Consider the following 15,242-nt stretch of genomic DNA (forward strand, 5'->3'; position numbering starts at 1 on the left):
CTCACTTCACCGCCCCCGCAGCCATCCCCTTGATGATGTACTTCTCCAACACCACCCCGATCACGATCAAAGGCAGGATCGCCGCAAAGGACAGCGCCGCCATGGACCACCACGATATCCCCTGCGAACCCGTCTGGCTTGCCACCATCACCGGCAGCGTATTGGCATAGGTGGATGTCAGCAGCGCCGCAAAGAAATACTCGTTCCATGTCAGAACCAGCGACAGGATAAACGCCGCCACCATTCCCGGCAGGGCGATGGGCAGGATGATCGTCGCAAACGCGCCCCAGATCGACAGCCCGTCCACCAGCGCCGCCTCCTCCAGCTCCGTCGGGATCGATCCGAACTGATCGCGCATGATCCAGATCACGATGGGCAGCACCGACAGCGTATAGAGCAGGATCAACCCCACCCGCGTGTCCAAGAGCGCCAATTCCCGGTACAGCACCAGAAAGGGCAGGGCCAAAACCACCGGCGGCAGGATCAGCTGCGACAGGAAGAAAAAGCTGATGTCCGAGTTCTTCATATAGCCAAAGCGATAGCTGAACCGCGACAGGCCATAGGCCGCCAGACTGCCCAAAGCCACCGCCAGCGCTGAAGACGTCACCGAAATGATCGCCGAATTCATGAACCGCTTCATGAATTCAGACCGCACGGTGCTTTCCTCGCCGATCGTATCCGGCGACAGGCCCAGCGACCGCCAGCCCAGCCATGCGGGCTGATAATCCACCCAAGGGATCATGTTCCCCTTCATCACATTGGGCGCCATCTTGAAGCTGGTGGTGATGGTCCAATAGATCGGGAACAGGCAGATGATGGTCCACAGGATCAACACGCCGTAAATCGCGATCCGGCTTGTCCACCACTTCGCGCGGTGGCGGCGATCCGCCTCGGAATCCCGGAAAATCTGGGTAGATGCGGTCATGTCCGGGGCCTCGTCCAGCGATCAGCGAGTTTCATGAGCAAGGTCATCGCGATGACGATGATCACCAGATAGACAAAGGCCAACAGCGTGCCATAGCCCACATTCGACCGCTCTCGATACTCACGGAAGATGAAACTCGTGACCGTATCGGTCGCGCCCCCGGGACCACCCGAGGTGACGTTGATCACGATATCGGCCAGCTTCAGCTTGAAGATGATCCGGATCAGGATCGCGGTGATCGACACGGGCAGCATCAGGGGGAAAGTCACTTCCCAGAAATTGCGCCACCCGTTCGCGCCATCCACCTTGGCCGCCTCGTTCAACTCCTTCGGGATCGCCTGCAAGCCCGCCAGAATCATGATCATCATGAAGGGGATATAGGTCCAGGCATCCATCACCATGATCGTCGCCCGCGCAATTTCAGGCGAGCCAAAGAAGGACGGGTTCTCTACCCCAAAGAACTTCGCCAGCCGCGACAGCGGGCCATAGCGCGCCTCCAGCATCGACTTGCCGATCATCCAGGATACGGCCACAGGCGACAGCATCAGCGGCAGCAGGAACGCCACACGAAAGAACTTCCGCGCCCGGATCTGCGCGTTCAGCAACAGCGCAAGGCCAAAGGCGATGGCATATTCCACAAGGATCGCCAGCGAATACAGCACCATGTTCCATAGCGCGTTCCAATAGAACGGGTCGGTCCACATCTGCCGCAGGTTATCCAGCCCGTTGAACTGCCGCCCCGTGGGGCTGGACAGGTTCCAGTCCGAAAACGCGATGATCAGGCCGAACAGCAGCGGAAAGATCGTCAGCGCCGCCACGAAGATCGCCGCCGGCAGCACGAACAGCGTCCGCTTGCCATGCTCGCCCCGGATCAGCACCTGCCCCCAGCACAGGGCCACCGCCCAGGTACAAAAGGCGTAAAGCGTCGGTCGCCAGTTGGTAAAGCCGAAATCGCCCCGCCCCGTGACCTGCATCACCTGCAACATGGCGACGACAAGCGTAAGCCCCGCCGTACCCCAGATCAGCGCGCGCCCGAACAGCTTGCGCCGGTCCGAGATGTTGTCGTTCGTGACGACATGAAGAAGATCACCATTGCTCATGCTAGCATGTTAGCTTGCCGCAACCCGTCTGGAAAGTACCTTTCCCCGCCCAGCACAGGACGAGATTCCAGGGCGCGAATCTGCGCTGGAATCAGCGGGGAAATGGGTCAACCCGAAAGGCCCGGGCGCGCAATTCTCACCGAAAACTGCACGCTCGATTTCCGAACCCCGCCAGTCGGCCCGACCGGCCCATTCAGCGCCGGATGGCAAAAATATTAAACATTTGAATTTGTTATTTGGCGGTGCCTGTGGCCGCCGCCCGGACTTTCACTATCCAGGTGTAAACTTTTTGTTACAGTTGAAAATGTCAACAAAAGATGACAAATTCCTCACGGGACCCAATGTCTGTTGGAAGTTTTTTCCACTGGAAGCACGGAAAGGTGAGCGGAATGTCGTCAACTCACCCAAGTACCCACGACGACGAGGGCACGGAGGAGCAGAAATGTCCAACGATCCTGACAAGGTATGGCCGACTGGTCTGACCTTGAGAGAAGCCGAAGAAGTCCACAGTTACCTCATCGACGGCACGCGCGTGTTCGGGGTCATCGCCCTTCTCGCGCATATTCTTGTCGCCGTCACCACGCCCTGGCTCGGCTGAGGGGAAAAGCATGAACAACGCAAAGATGTGGCTTGTCGTCAAGCCGACCGTTGGGGTTCCGCTGTTCCTTTCGGCCGTTGCCGTCGGGTCTTTCGCCGTCCATGTCGCCGTGCTCAGCAACACGTCATGGGTGGCGGATTTCCTCTCGGGCAAATCCCTTGGAACGGGCACGGCTGCCGCCGCGCTCGTGCTGCCGGAAGATGGGGTCGCGAAAGCGGCCTATATCCCCGGCGGAGCGCAAGAGGTGCTGATCACCATGCCGGATGGCACCACGGCCCGCGCCGTGTTGCAGACATCCGAAACGATGGCAGCGCTCGAATAGCCTAAGCGCGTGCAGGTCGGGCGTGACTTGCGCGCTGCGAATGATCGGGCATGAGGCCCCCTGTCCTCCGGCAGGTGGGCCTCATCCTGCCCCCGCAACCGGCCTGTAGAAGGTGGCCGGATCAGAATATGGGTGTGTCGACGATGTTCGACTACAGACGTTTCGCACTCGGGCGCCTTGCGGCCATCGCGCCGCAATACCTGCCCTTTGCCGATGCCGCCTCGGCCGAGGTGCCGCTGTCGCGCCTTTTGCGCCTGTCGCTCTTTCAGATGACGGTCGGGATGGCGCTCGTGCTGATGGTGGGCACGCTGAACCGCGTCATGATCGTTGAACTTCATGTTCCGGCCACGCTGGTGGCGCTCATGCTGGCCCTGCCTTTGGTCTTTGCACCCTTCCGCGCCCTGATCGGCTTCAAATCGGATACGTTCAAATCGGCCCTCGGCCTGCGCCGCCTGCCTTGGATCTTCAAAGGCACGATGTACCAATTCGGCGGCTTCGCCATCATGCCCTTCGCCCTCTTGGTGCTGTCCGGCTATGGCGAGGCGGTCGATGCCCCCCGTTGGATCGGCCTGTCGGCGGCGGCGTTGTCCTTCCTGCTGGTGGGGGCCGGAATGCACATCGTGCAGACCGTCGGCCTTGCCCTCGCCACCGATCTGGTCCCGCCCGAAGATCAGCCAAAGGTCGTGGGCCTGATGTATGTCATGCTCCTTCTCGGCATGATCCTCAGCGCTCTCGTCTATGGCGCGCTCCTGACGACGTACACCCCCGGACGCCTGATCCAGGTGATCCAGGGCACCGCCGTCGTCACCATCTTCCTCAACGGCCTTGCGATGTGGAAACAAGAGGCGCGCAACCGCAGCCGCGCCCTTGCCCCCCGGGTTGAGATCGCCTTCACAACCGCCCTGCGGCACCTGTCGGCACAGCCCGGCATGCTGCGCCTTCTGGCGGTCATAGCGCTGGGCACGGCCGGGTTTGGCATGGCCGATGTTCTGCTCGAACCCTTCGGCGCGCAGGTGCTTGCGATGACCGTGGCGCAAACCACCCGGCTCACGGTGGTTCTGGCCTGCGGCAGCCTTGTGGGCTTCGCGCTCGCCTCGCGCCTGCTGGGCCGCGATGGATGGCAGCCGATGACGGTGGCCTGCCTCGGCACCCTGATCGGCGTGCCGGCCTTCCTGATCCTCATGATCTCGGCGGCCTTCCTCACCGTGCCGCTGCTGATCGCCGCCACGCTCAGCGCTGGCTTTGGCGCGGGCCTGTTCGGCCATGGCACCCTGACCGCCACGATGCGCGCCGCCCCGCGCGAACATATCGGCCTGTCCCTCGGCGCATGGGGCGCGCTCCAGACCACGGCGGCGGGCATCGCTGTCGCCACGGGCGGCGTGATCCGCGACATCCTGCTTCTTTCCCCCGATGCCGGGCAAGGCGCAACCGCCCTTGCCGGGCCCGCCGCCGCGGCCCCCTATCTGCCCGTTTTCGGGTTGGAGGCGGGGCTGCTGCTTCTGGCCCTCATCGTGGCATGGCCTCTGCGGCGGCAAGATATCGACACGCGGCAAAGCACTGCTACTTCCCCTCCGACAGGCATCGCAACCCGACAGGACAGCGTTGCCGAAACCAGACCATGACGTAAAAAACGCCCAAGGGCCGTTCAGCAAAAGGGTAGGACATGACAACGATCATCACCAGACTTTACGCGGACGTGACCGCGGCGCAGGCTGTCGTCACGGCACTTGTCAACAGCGGGCACAGACCCGCCACCATTGACGTCATCACGCGCGACGGCCCCCTCCCGGCCACAGACCGGATGCGCGCGGCCCGTGTGCCGGCGGCTTCGGCCATGGCCTATGCACCCTCCATCGCCGAGGGCTGCTCCCTTCTCGTGGTCACCGCGCCCTTCGCCCCGATCGGCACGGCGCGCCACGCGATCATGGTGGTCAACCGCTATCCGGGGATTTCGGTCGGACTGGCCAAGGAAGATGTCTACCTGCGCGAGGATCCGAAGGTCGAAACCTCGGGCAAGATCCTGCAGGGCAAGGTCTTCTTCATGTCCAACCCCTACCGCGCGACCGGCCACGGCCATGTGTTCGGCTCCAACCCGGTCCTGCCCAGCAAACCCCGCACCTCGGCCATCCGGGGCGGGGCCTATATGTCGACAAAGTTCTGGCCCGGCAAACTGCTCTCGGCCCCCAAGGAACGGACCTCGGCAATCCGCGGCGACTGGCAGCTCTCATCCCTCTTCGGCCTGCCCACAATCATCCGCGACTGGCCCTCACGCGACCTCTTCACCAAGATCTGAGCTCCGCTTCCCCAAACCAAAAGGCGCGCGGCCACCCGCGCGCCTTTTGCTTTTCGTGGGGGTGCGGCGCGCAACACCGTCGCGCGCCGCCCTTGCCTCACATCCCCAGCGACGCCTTGTACAGCGCGATCTGGCTGTCGCGGCCGATCTGGTCGGTGATCTTCTCCCAGGCGGCTGCAATCGCGTCTGCCGTTTCCTGCGCGCTTGCGTATTGTCCGGCAAAGCCCTTGGCCAGTTCATCCTCGGCGACCGAGTAGTACTGGAAGATGCCGGGAATACGCGGCTCGATGGCGGCGTTCGGGTGGTTGTAGCTGTCGAGGTTCGACCCGAGGTAATCCTCGATATAGGCCCGGTCATAGCCTGCCGCTTCCCACTCTTCGTACTGGAAGTGCGAGTTACGATAGGGCTGGAAGCCCGAAGGATAGGCCGCCGTCCACAGCGACAGGTCCTTGCCGCCCAGATGGGCCGCCGCCGACCAGGCTGCCTTGCGCTTCTTCTCATCGCCCGACACGCGGCTGGTCACATAGATGCCCCAGCCGATATAGGCCATGACAGGCGCCTCGTTGGCGGTTTCTTCCCAGGCACCGGCCGCCGAGTTGTAGCGGCGCGACGATCCGGGGTTGATGCCAAAGCCCACCACATCGCCGACAACCGACGTGTCCGAGGTGCGGGCCGAAGACCCGATATCACCCCACCACATCAGCATCGAACCCGTGCCAGCGAGGAACTGGCTGAACCCGGTGGTGCCCGGATCGGCGTTGATCTGGTCGGCAGGGTAGGCACCCTCGACCGCGATCAGATCCATCACGTCCTGGATGGCCTGCACCCAGCCCGGATTGTTGACGCGCGGCTTCATCGTGTCGGGGTCGAACAGCCATGCCGGATCGTCGGGATGCTTCACATAGGCCGCAGCGCGGTTCTCGATGAAGTAGAAGCCGAACCCGCCCCAGCCCTTCAGCGGGTCCAGATAGCCATGCGCCGATTGCCCGGTCAGCGGATCGGTCTGCCCGACCAGCGCCTTCGACACTTCGTTGACCTGCTGCCAGGTCGTCGGCACGCTCGCGCCGCCAATGGCGCCTTCGCCGAAATAGTCGGTCCGATAGGCAAAGGTGTGGCAGTCGCCATCAATGGTGATGCGATAAGTCTTGCCATCCCAGGTGCCGACGGGTGCCTGAAGGTAACCCACAAGGTCATCCGCCTCGATCTGCGTCTTCACCCAATCGGGCATCTCGTCCAGCAGGCCACGGCCGGCCGTGTCGCCCTCGAACGGTGCGCCCATTTCGATGATGTCGAAATCGACCGTCCCCGTCGCGATGGATTGCTGCAGACGCGAGTTGTAATCGGCCTGCGCAAGGTCGATCCAGTTGATCTTGGCCCCGGTATAGGCCTCCCACGGCTTCAGGAAGCCACGGAACAGGAAATTGTGCAGGTTCTGGTTGTTCAGGCCCAGGAACGTCAGCTCCACGCCCGCAAACTCGCCCTCGGCCACATTGGCCTTGGTTGCGCCGAGGCACAGCTCGCCCACCTTCTGCCAATCAGCATCGGTCGGGCTGCCCATCCCCACGCCGGGGATCTTCAGGATCTCGGCGCGGACATTGCCCTCTTGCGCCATGGCCGGGCGAAAGCCCATCCCGCCCGTCACCGCCGTCATCGCGCCCAGCGCGGTTGCACCCTGCAACATGCGGCGGCGGCTCATCCGCGCCTGCATCACTTCGTACGTTCCAACTTTCACTTGGGTCTCCTCCCTGAGATGGGACCGGTGGCCCCGCAGACCCCGGCCCTTATGATGTCCTGTGGCGTCTGGAATGCCCAAGGCCGTGCGACACGACCCTCACCCGCGCAGAAGGGGCCTCCCAACCCCATGCAGCAGCACTCCCTAACGGGAACCTTGGCGCGGGGGAGGCCACCTGTCAAGATTCTAACATGTTAGTATGATTAGTGCGTGGACAGCCCCGGTCTCACCCGCTACCAAAAGGGAAATCCTTGGGAGGGGTGGCATGGCCGAAGTCACGATCCGCGCGCTGAAAAAGAACTATGGCGGGCTTCAGGTCGTCCACGGTCTGGATATCGACATCGCCGATGGCGAATTCGTCGTGCTGGTCGGTCCCTCGGGCTGCGGCAAGTCCACGCTCCTGCGCATGATCGCAGGGCTGGAAGAAGTGACCTCCGGCGATATCCGCATCGGCGAGCGGCGGGTGAACAACCTGCCGCCCTCGGAACGCGACATCGCGATGGTGTTTCAGAACTACGCGCTCTACCCCCACAAGACCGTGGCCGCCAACATGGGCTTTGCCCTGAAAATGCGCGGCATGGACAAGGCCGAGATTGACAGCCGTGTCAACCGCGCCGCTGAAGTCCTCGGTCTCACCCCCTATCTTGACCGCTACCCACGCGCCCTGTCGGGCGGGCAGCGCCAGCGCGTCGCCATGGGCCGCGCCATCGTGCGCGACCCGCAGGTGTTTCTCTTTGATGAACCGCTGTCGAACCTCGACGCCAAACTTCGCGTCCAGATGCGGACCGAAATCCGCGAACTGCATCAGCGCCTGAAGACCACCACCGTCTACGTGACGCATGACCAGATCGAAGCCATGACCATGGCCGACAAGATCGTCGTCATGCAGGGCGGCCGCATCGAACAGATCGGCGCCCCGCTGGAACTTTACGACCGCCCCGCCAACATCTTTGTCGCCTCCTTCATCGGCTCGCCCTCGATGAACATGATCGACGGCGTGGTTCAGAAAGGTGCCGTTCTGGCCGGGGGCGCAACGCTGCCCCTGCCGCCGGGGATGAAAGTCTCCGACGGGCGCGAAGTGATCTATGGTGTCCGCCCCGAAAATCTGGCTGTCACGCCTAACGGCATTTCCGGCACCATCGCCGTGGTGGAACCCACGGGGTCGGAAACCCATGTCGTCATCCGCATCGCGGGCCGCGAACTCGTCGCCGTCTTCCGCGACCGCGTGACCCACCGCCCCGGCGATGCCATCACGCTGGCCCCGCTGGAAGCATCCGAGGTGCACATCTTCGACAAAGCCAGCGGCGCCCGTTTCTGATCGCGCTTCTGACCACCGCTTGACCCTGCCGCTTCGGCACGGCAGCTTGGCCCAAAGGATCGCGGGCGCAGCCCGCAAGGGAGGATCTGATGCTCAAAGGGATCGACAACCGGCTGAACGCCGATGTGCTGCGCGTCTTGCGCGCCATGGGTCACGGCGACGTGCTGATCGTGGCCGACACCAATTTCCCGTCGGACTCGGTCGCCCGCGACACGGTGACCGGCGAGCTTCTCCGAATGGAAAACCTCACCTGCGCCGAAGCGGTGAACGCCATCCTGTCGGTCCTGCCGCTCGACACCTTCGTCGATGATTTCGCCGGCCGGATGGAGGTCGTGGGCAACCCCTCCGAAATCCCGCCCGTGCAGCAGGAAGTCCAGGCCGAGATTGACCGCGCCGAGGGCCGCCCGCGTCCGATGACCTCCATCGAACGCTTCGCCTTCTACGACATGGCCCGCCAATCCTATGCCGTCATCCAGACGGGCGAGCGTCGCTTCTACGGCTGCTTCATGTTCCGCAAGGGCGTCATCCCGCCGGATGCCTGATCCTGCGGCCAGAGTCTGACGCCTGATCCCGACGCCTGATCCAAAGGTTCATCCCATGTCCGATATCGTCATCCTCGGCATTTTCGTCGCCGACACCGCCTATCGCGCCGACCGCCAGCCGAAGATGGGCGAAACCATCCTCGGCACCTCTTTCGCCTTGGGGCCGGGGGGGAAGGGGTCCAACCAATCCGTCGCCGCTGCGATGGCCGGGGGCAAGACCAGCATCATCACCCGTCTGGGCAAGGATGCCTTTGCCGATATCGCACGCGCCACTTGGGCCAAGGCGGGCGTCCATCCCCATGTGACCGAAGACGCCGAAAGCTACACGGGTGCGGCCTACATCTTCCTTGAAAACGCCACCGGCAATAACGCGATCATCGTCGCCGCCGGGGCCGCAGGCCGGATCGACGTCTCGGATGTCGAGTCCAACCGCGCCCTGATCGAAGGCGCCAAGGTTTTCATCACCCAACTGGAACAGCCGATCCCCGCCGCCCGCCGCGCGCTGCAAATCGCCCGTGCTGCCGGGGTGAAAACCATCCTCAACCCCGCACCCGCGGCACCCTTGGACGATGACCTTCTCGCGCTGTGCGATTTCATCACCCCCAACGAATCTGAAACCGAAAGCCTGACGGGCCTGCCCGTCACCACCCTGGCCGAGGCCGAGGTCGCCGCTGATGCGCTGCTCGCGCGCGGGGTCGGGGCCTGCATCATCACGCTGGGCGAACGCGGCGCGCTTTACCGCGACCGGACGCAATCGGTGCATGTCCCGGTGATCAGCGCGGGCAAGGTGGTGGATACCACCGGGGCAGGGGATGCCTTTAACGGCGGCTTCGCCGTCGCCCTGACCGAGGGCCGCTCGATGACCGAGGCCGTCCGTTTTGGCTGCGCCACCGCAGGCATCTCTGTCACCCGCCCCGGCACCGCCCCCGCCATGCCCGCCCGGGCCGAGATCGATGCCCTTCTCGCCGCGCAGCGGTAGCGGTTTTTGACGCAAAAACCGCGCCGGAATTTGACGCAAATTCCGCGCGGCGTCCCGCCGCGTTCCCCCCTATATCCCCGGTTTTTGCGTGCAAAAACCGTCGCGGAATTTGCGTCAAATTCCGCCTCCCCCAAGACCCGCCCCCCGACAGCCCATCCTGGCCTGCCGCCCCGTCGCCTTGGCCTTGCGGCCTTTGCGACTCACCGCTCACCCGCATGGTTAACGCGCCCATACCCCACCGTGCGTATGCACAGCCGTCTGCACCGCCATCTGCACCGGGCGCTGCATCGCCAAAAGCACCTCCCTTCGAAGATTAAGCAAGCGCCCGCAATGACTTACGCCCCGATCTAACCAACTCCGCCCCCCAGTTGACAGCCATCCCCCGCCACCGCACTCTCGCCCCCCATGACCGACCCTCAACTCATCATCTTCGATTGCGATGGCGTGCTGATCGATTCCGAGGTGATCAGCGCCCGCCAGCTCATCCATGAACTCAGTGGCTATGGCGTCGACATGGACATGGCCTTCGTCAGCCGCCATTTCCTTGGCCGGTCCTACCCAGTTGTGCTGCAAGAGGTGCGCGATCGCTGGGGCGTGCAACTGCCCGACCGGTTCGAAGCCGATTATCGCGCCCGCCTTCTGGCCGCCTTTGAACGCGATCTTCAGGTGATGCCGGGGGTGCAATCTCTCATCACTGCCCTGCGTCTGCCCTATTGCCTGGCCACCTCCTCCAGCCCGGAACGGATGCGCCGCTCGCTTCAGATCACCGGGCTTTCCTCCGTGTTTTCAGATCGTTGCTTCACCGCATCCGAGGTGGCGCGCGGCAAGCCCGCGCCCGATCTCTTCCTTCACGCCGCCGCAAGGATGGGCGTCGATCCTGCCGCCTGCGTGGTGATCGAAGACAGCCTGAACGGTGTCCGCGCGGGCCTTGCCGCAGGCATGCGCGTCTGGCGCTTTGCTGGGGGCAGCCATCTGAAAGGGCTTGACCTGACCCCGCCTGACGATGCCATTCCAGAGGCAACCTATCACGATTTTCCAGCCCTGCGCGCTGCCCATCCTGCCCTGTTCCTGTCCGAAAGCGTAACCTGACATGTCCCTCCCGCCCGATCCCGAACCGAGCCAAAGCGACGATGCCGCGCGGGCAGGGTGGCTCTATTACGTGGCAGGCATGACGCAGGATCAGATCGCCCGCGAACTCGGCGTCAGCCGCCAACGCGCCCAACGACTTGTCAGCCGCGCCATGACGGAGGGCTTGGTCCATGTCCGCATCGAACACCCCATCGCCGCTTGTCTTGAACTGGAACAAGCACTTACTGACCGTTTCTCCCTAACCCGCTGTCGCGTCGCGCCGGGATTGGGGGCAGGGGCAGACCCCATCCGCGCCATCGCCCCCGCCGCCGCGCAAGAGCTTGAACGCTTCCTCGCCATGCCCGATCCGCTGGTGATCGCCCTTGGTACCGGTCGCGCGCTGCGCGGCATGGTGGATGCGATGACCACGATGGATGCCCCCCAGCACCGCCTCGTGTCGATGATCGGCAACATCGCCCCCGACGGCTCGGCCTCATTCTTCGATGTCATCATGCGCATCGCCGACAAGGTCCGCGCCCCGCATTATCCGATGGCCATGCCGGTGATTTCCGCCACGGTCGAGGAATTCGCTGCCTTCAAATCGCTGGGCCCGGTGCGCCGGGTGCGCGAACTGGCCGAACGCGCGGATGTCATCTTCGTGGGCGTGGGCCAGATGGGCGATGACGCCCCCCTGCTGGCCGACGGGTTCATCACCCGCGCCGAACTGGCCGCCCTGCAAAAGCGCGGCGCGGTGGGCGAGGTGGCGGGTTGGGTCTTCGATGCCGAAGGCCGCTTTCTGGAAAAGCCCGAAACCACCCGCCACGGCGGCGTCCGGGTGGAGCCGCGCCTCGCCCGCCCGGCCATCGGCGTGGCGGCAGGGCCATCGAAACTGCCCGCCATTCATGCCGCGCTGAAGGCCGGGATCCTGAATGGAATCGTCACCGACGAATCATCCGCGCGCGCGATTCTCGCCCTCGGTTAATGCCGCGGCGCAGCATCGGGGCCGGGTTTTCCCGCCCCCAAACCCACGGGGCGGATCGACGGGCGGCGGTTCTCCTTTGTTTACCGAAAGATGAATGTTTGAGCAGAGTTTTTGCTCATGCGGCGAATAACTGCGCAACATCAGGCTTGACGGATCAGGTCAATTTATGGGTAATTGCTCACTAAGCGATAAAATGCTCAGTCGCTTCTATGGGAGGATACCAATGAACATCTCGCTGCGCGCGCTTCTTGGCGCGACGGCTGCGCTTGCCCTGACCGGGGCTGCGATGGCCGAAACCACCATCACCGTGGCCACCGTGAACAATGGCGACATGATCCGCATGCAGGGTCTGATGGACGACTTCTATGCCAAGCATCCCGACATCAAGGTCGAATGGGTGACGCTGGAAGAAAACGTCCTGCGCCAGAACGTCACCACCGACATCGCCACCGGCGGCGGTCAGTATGACGTGCTCACCATCGGCACCTATGAGGTTCCGATCTGGGGCAAGCAGGGCTGGCTTGTTTCGCTCAACGACCTACCTGCCGAATATGACGTGGACGACCTGCTCCCCGCCATCCGCGGCGGTCTGACCGTTGACGGCAACCTTTTCGCCGCGCCCTTCTACGGCGAATCCTCGATGGTCATGTATCGCAAGGACCTGATGGAAGCCGCAGGCCTCACCATGCCTGACGCGCCGACCTGGGCCGATATCGAAAAGGCCGCCGCCGCGATGACCAACCGTGATGCCGAAATCAACGGCGTCTGCCTGCGCGGCAAGGCCGGCTGGGGCGAAAACATGGCCTTCCTGACCGCCATGTCCAACTCCTTCGGCGCGCGCTGGTTCGATGAAAACTGGAACCCCCAGTTCGACCAGCCGGAATGGAAGGCGACGCTCGATTTCTACCTGAACCTGATGAACCAGTACGGCCCTCCGGGTGCCTCGAACAACGGCTTCAACGAAAACCTGACGCTGTTCAATCAGGGCAAGTGCGGCATGTGGATCGACGCCACGGTTGCGGCCTCCTTCGTGACCGGCAAGGACAGCACCGTTGCCGACAAGGTCGGTTTTGCACTCGCCCCCGACAATGGCCTGGGCAAGCGCGGCAACTGGCTCTGGGCTTGGTCGCTGGCAATTCCGTCGTCTTCGGACGCACAGGATGCAGCGAAGACCTTCGTGAACTGGGCGACCAGCAAGGAATATCTGGAACTCGTCGCCTCCAAGGAAGGCTGGGCAAACGTGCCTCCGGGAACGCGGACCTCGCTCTATGAAAACCCGGAATACCAGAAGGTGCCGTTCGCCAAGATGACGCTGGACAGCATCAACTCGGCCGATCCGAACGCCCCGACTGTGAAGCCGGTGCCCTATGTCGGCGTGCAATTCGTGGCCATCCCGGAATTCCAGGGGCTGGGTACGACCGTGGGCGAAATCTTCTCGGCGGCATTGGCCGGGCAGAAAACCGCGGATGAAGCGCTGGCCGAGGCCCAGACCGCCGTCGCCGACGAGATGAAGGCCGCAGGCTACATCCAGTAACCACACCCTTGCGGGGCCGGCCTCCCACCGGCCCTGCAATCGGCCTGCCTGCGCAACCTTTCTGCGCAGGCGGCCTTTCCTTCCTTCTTCCGAACTGTCGCGCCGCATCCCGGCCCCGATCCGAAGGCGATCCCCCATGTCCACACAGTCCAGCCGTCTTGCCGCACGTGTGATGGTGGCCCCGTCGGTGGTGCTTTTGTTCATCTGGATGGCCGTTCCGCTGGCCATGACGTTATATTATTCGTTCCGTCTCTATCGCCTGCTGTCACCCGACCGGACGGGTTGGGTCGGTTTCACCAACTATCTTTGGTTCTTCAACTCCCCCGATTTCTGGCTGGCCCTGTGGAACACACTGGCGCTGGTGGGGGGCGTGCTGATCATCACGGTGGTGCTGGGTATCCTGATTGCGCTGCTGATCGACCAGCCGGTGAAGGGGCAGGGGATGCTGCGCATCCTTGTGATCGCGCCCTTCTTCGTGATGCCGCCGGTCGCCGCCTCCATCTGGGAAAACCTGTTCATGCACCCGCAAAACGGCCTGTTCGCCGCCGTCGCGCGGGGCTTTGGCACCCAACCCATTCTGTTCCTTGAGGAATACCCGCTTCTGTCTGTCATCGGGATCGTGTCCTGGGAATGGCTGCCCTTCGCCGCGCTGATCCTGCTGACATCCCTGCAATCGCTGTCCTCCGAACAGTTGGAAGCGGCCGAGATGGACGGTGCCTCGGCCCTCAATCGCCTGCGCTTCATCATCCTGCCGCACATGACCCGCGCGATCACCGTGGTGATCCTGATCCAGACCATCTTCCTTCTGGGCATCTTCGGCGAGATTTTCACCACAACGCAGGGCGGTCCTGGATCGGCCTCCACCACGCTGCCCTACATGATCTTCAAGCAAGCCATTGCCGCCAAAGACATAGGCCGCGCCGCCGCCGGGGGGATCATCGCCGTGATCCTTGCCAATATCGTCGCTTATTTCCTGATGCGCGGCATTGGCCGCCATCTCGACGCCTGAGGTATCCCATGGCCCGCGCCGTTTCCCCCCGCCGCAAGACGCTCACCACCATCGCCGCATGGTCGGTTGCGCTGATCATCTTCTTCCCCGTGTTGTGGATGATCCTGACCAGCTTCAAAACCGAAGCCTCGGCCGTCGCCTCCCCGCCCGAATTGCTCGGCGCGGATTGGACGATGGAGAATTACGTCGAGGTCTGGTCGCGGTCTGATTACCCGCGCTTTTTCTGGAATTCGGTGGTGATCTCGCTCGGCTCCACGCTTCTTGGCCTTGCCATTGCCATCCCTGCAGCCTGGGCCATGGCATTTGTCCCCGGTCGGCGGACCAAGGATCTGCTGATGTGGATGTTGTCTACCAAGATGATGCCCGCCGTCGCCGTGATGATCCCGCTTTATCTGCTGTTTTTGCAGTTGGGCCTGATCGACACCCGCATCGGCCTTGTCCTTGCGCTGATGCTGATGAATCTGCCGATCATCGTTTGGATGCTCTACACCTATTTCAAGGAAATCCCCGGCGAAATCCTTGAAGCCGCCCGGATGGACGGGGCAGGGCTGATGAAGGAAATCCTTTATGTCCTGACGCCCATCGCGTTGCCCGGCATTGCCTCGACCCTGCTGCTGAACGTGATCCTTGCCTGGAATGAGGCGTTCTGGACCATTGTCCTGACCACCACCAAAGCGGCCCCCCTGTCGGCCTTCATCGCCAGCTTTTCGGCACCCCAAGGCCTGTTCTACGCAAAACTCAGCGCCGCCAGCACCATGGCCATCGCGCCGATCCTGATCCTTGGCTGGTTCAGCCAGAAACAACTCGTCCGGGGCCTGACCTTCGGCGCGGTGAAGTGAG

The 15,242-nt window shown here is 63.2% G+C and carries 15 protein-coding genes; 12 read left to right on the forward strand and 3 right to left on the reverse strand.

All coding sequences use genetic code 11. The features are described 5' to 3' along the window. Position 1: 1 nt before the first annotated feature. Positions 2-925, reverse strand: coding sequence for a carbohydrate ABC transporter permease (locus RSE12_09555; protein WRH64545.1), 924 nt, complete (start codon positions 923-925; stop codon positions 2-4). Then, positions 922-2,025, reverse strand: a complete 1,104-nt coding sequence (locus RSE12_09560) for a sugar ABC transporter permease (protein WRH64546.1) — start codon at positions 2,023-2,025, stop codon at positions 922-924. Before RSE12_09560 ends, RSE12_09555 begins: the two co-directional genes overlap by 4 nt. 442 nt (positions 2,026-2,467) lie before the next feature. On the opposite strand from RSE12_09560, the gene pufB reads away from it, so the two are divergent. From pufB to RSE12_09580, 4 genes are all read left to right on the forward strand, one after another. Further along, complete coding sequence (pufB, locus tag RSE12_09565) at positions 2,468-2,623, forward strand: light-harvesting antenna LH1, beta subunit (protein WRH64547.1); 156 nt, start codon at positions 2,468-2,470, stop codon at positions 2,621-2,623. 10 nt (positions 2,624-2,633) lie between these two features. Beyond that, entirely contained in the window at positions 2,634-2,945 is a 312-nt protein-coding gene (locus RSE12_09570; protein WRH64548.1) for a light-harvesting protein, read from the forward strand. 143 nt (positions 2,946-3,088) lie between these two features. After that, positions 3,089-4,567, forward strand: a complete 1,479-nt coding sequence (locus tag RSE12_09575; protein ID WRH64549.1) for a PucC family protein — start codon at positions 3,089-3,091, stop codon at positions 4,565-4,567. A 41-nt stretch (positions 4,568-4,608) separates the two neighbouring features. Further along, complete coding sequence (locus tag RSE12_09580) at positions 4,609-5,238, forward strand: hypothetical protein (protein WRH64550.1); 630 nt, start codon at positions 4,609-4,611, stop codon at positions 5,236-5,238. 97 nt (positions 5,239-5,335) lie between these two features. On the opposite strand, the gene RSE12_09585 is transcribed toward RSE12_09580, so the two are convergent. Next, on the reverse strand, positions 5,336-6,970 hold the full coding sequence (locus RSE12_09585; protein WRH64551.1) for an extracellular solute-binding protein: 1,635 nt from the start codon (positions 6,968-6,970) through the stop codon (positions 5,336-5,338). Positions 6,971-7,235: 265 nt separating this feature from the next. On the opposite strand from RSE12_09585, the gene ugpC reads away from it, so the two are divergent. From ugpC to RSE12_09625, 8 genes are all read left to right on the forward strand, one after another. Beyond that, entirely contained in the window at positions 7,236-8,288 is a 1,053-nt protein-coding gene (gene ugpC, locus RSE12_09590) for a sn-glycerol-3-phosphate ABC transporter ATP-binding protein UgpC (GenBank protein ID WRH64552.1), read from the forward strand. 89 nt (positions 8,289-8,377) lie between these two features. Further along, positions 8,378-8,830 carry an RbsD/FucU family protein gene (locus RSE12_09595; GenBank protein WRH64553.1) on the forward strand — a complete coding sequence of 151 codons (453 nt, stop codon included), beginning with the start codon at positions 8,378-8,380 and terminating at the stop codon, positions 8,828-8,830. A gap of 55 nt (positions 8,831-8,885) precedes the next feature. After that, complete coding sequence (gene rbsK, locus RSE12_09600; protein ID WRH64554.1) at positions 8,886-9,809, forward strand: ribokinase; 924 nt, start codon at positions 8,886-8,888, stop codon at positions 9,807-9,809. Positions 9,810-10,214: 405 nt separating this feature from the next. Beyond that, entirely contained in the window at positions 10,215-10,898 is a 684-nt protein-coding gene (locus RSE12_09605; GenBank protein ID WRH64555.1) for an HAD family hydrolase, read from the forward strand. A gap of 1 nt (position 10,899) precedes the next feature. Further along, positions 10,900-11,859 carry a sugar-binding transcriptional regulator gene (locus tag RSE12_09610; GenBank protein ID WRH64556.1) on the forward strand — a complete coding sequence of 320 codons (960 nt, stop codon included), beginning with the start codon at positions 10,900-10,902 and terminating at the stop codon, positions 11,857-11,859. A 223-nt stretch (positions 11,860-12,082) separates the two neighbouring features. Further along, the gene (locus RSE12_09615; protein WRH64557.1) at positions 12,083-13,393 is read left to right on the forward strand and encodes a sugar ABC transporter substrate-binding protein; all 1,311 of its coding nucleotides are present in this window, start codon (positions 12,083-12,085) and stop codon (positions 13,391-13,393) included. Positions 13,394-13,529: 136 nt separating this feature from the next. Then, on the forward strand, positions 13,530-14,402 hold the full coding sequence (locus RSE12_09620; GenBank protein WRH64558.1) for a sugar ABC transporter permease: 873 nt from the start codon (positions 13,530-13,532) through the stop codon (positions 14,400-14,402). A gap of 8 nt (positions 14,403-14,410) precedes the next feature. Further along, complete coding sequence (locus RSE12_09625) at positions 14,411-15,241, forward strand: carbohydrate ABC transporter permease (protein ID WRH64559.1); 831 nt, start codon at positions 14,411-14,413, stop codon at positions 15,239-15,241. The last annotated feature ends 1 nt before the right edge of the window (position 15,242 follow it).

The organism is Fuscovulum sp., from assembly GCA_035192965.1.
GTDB lineage: Bacteria > Pseudomonadota > Alphaproteobacteria > Rhodobacterales > Rhodobacteraceae > Paragemmobacter.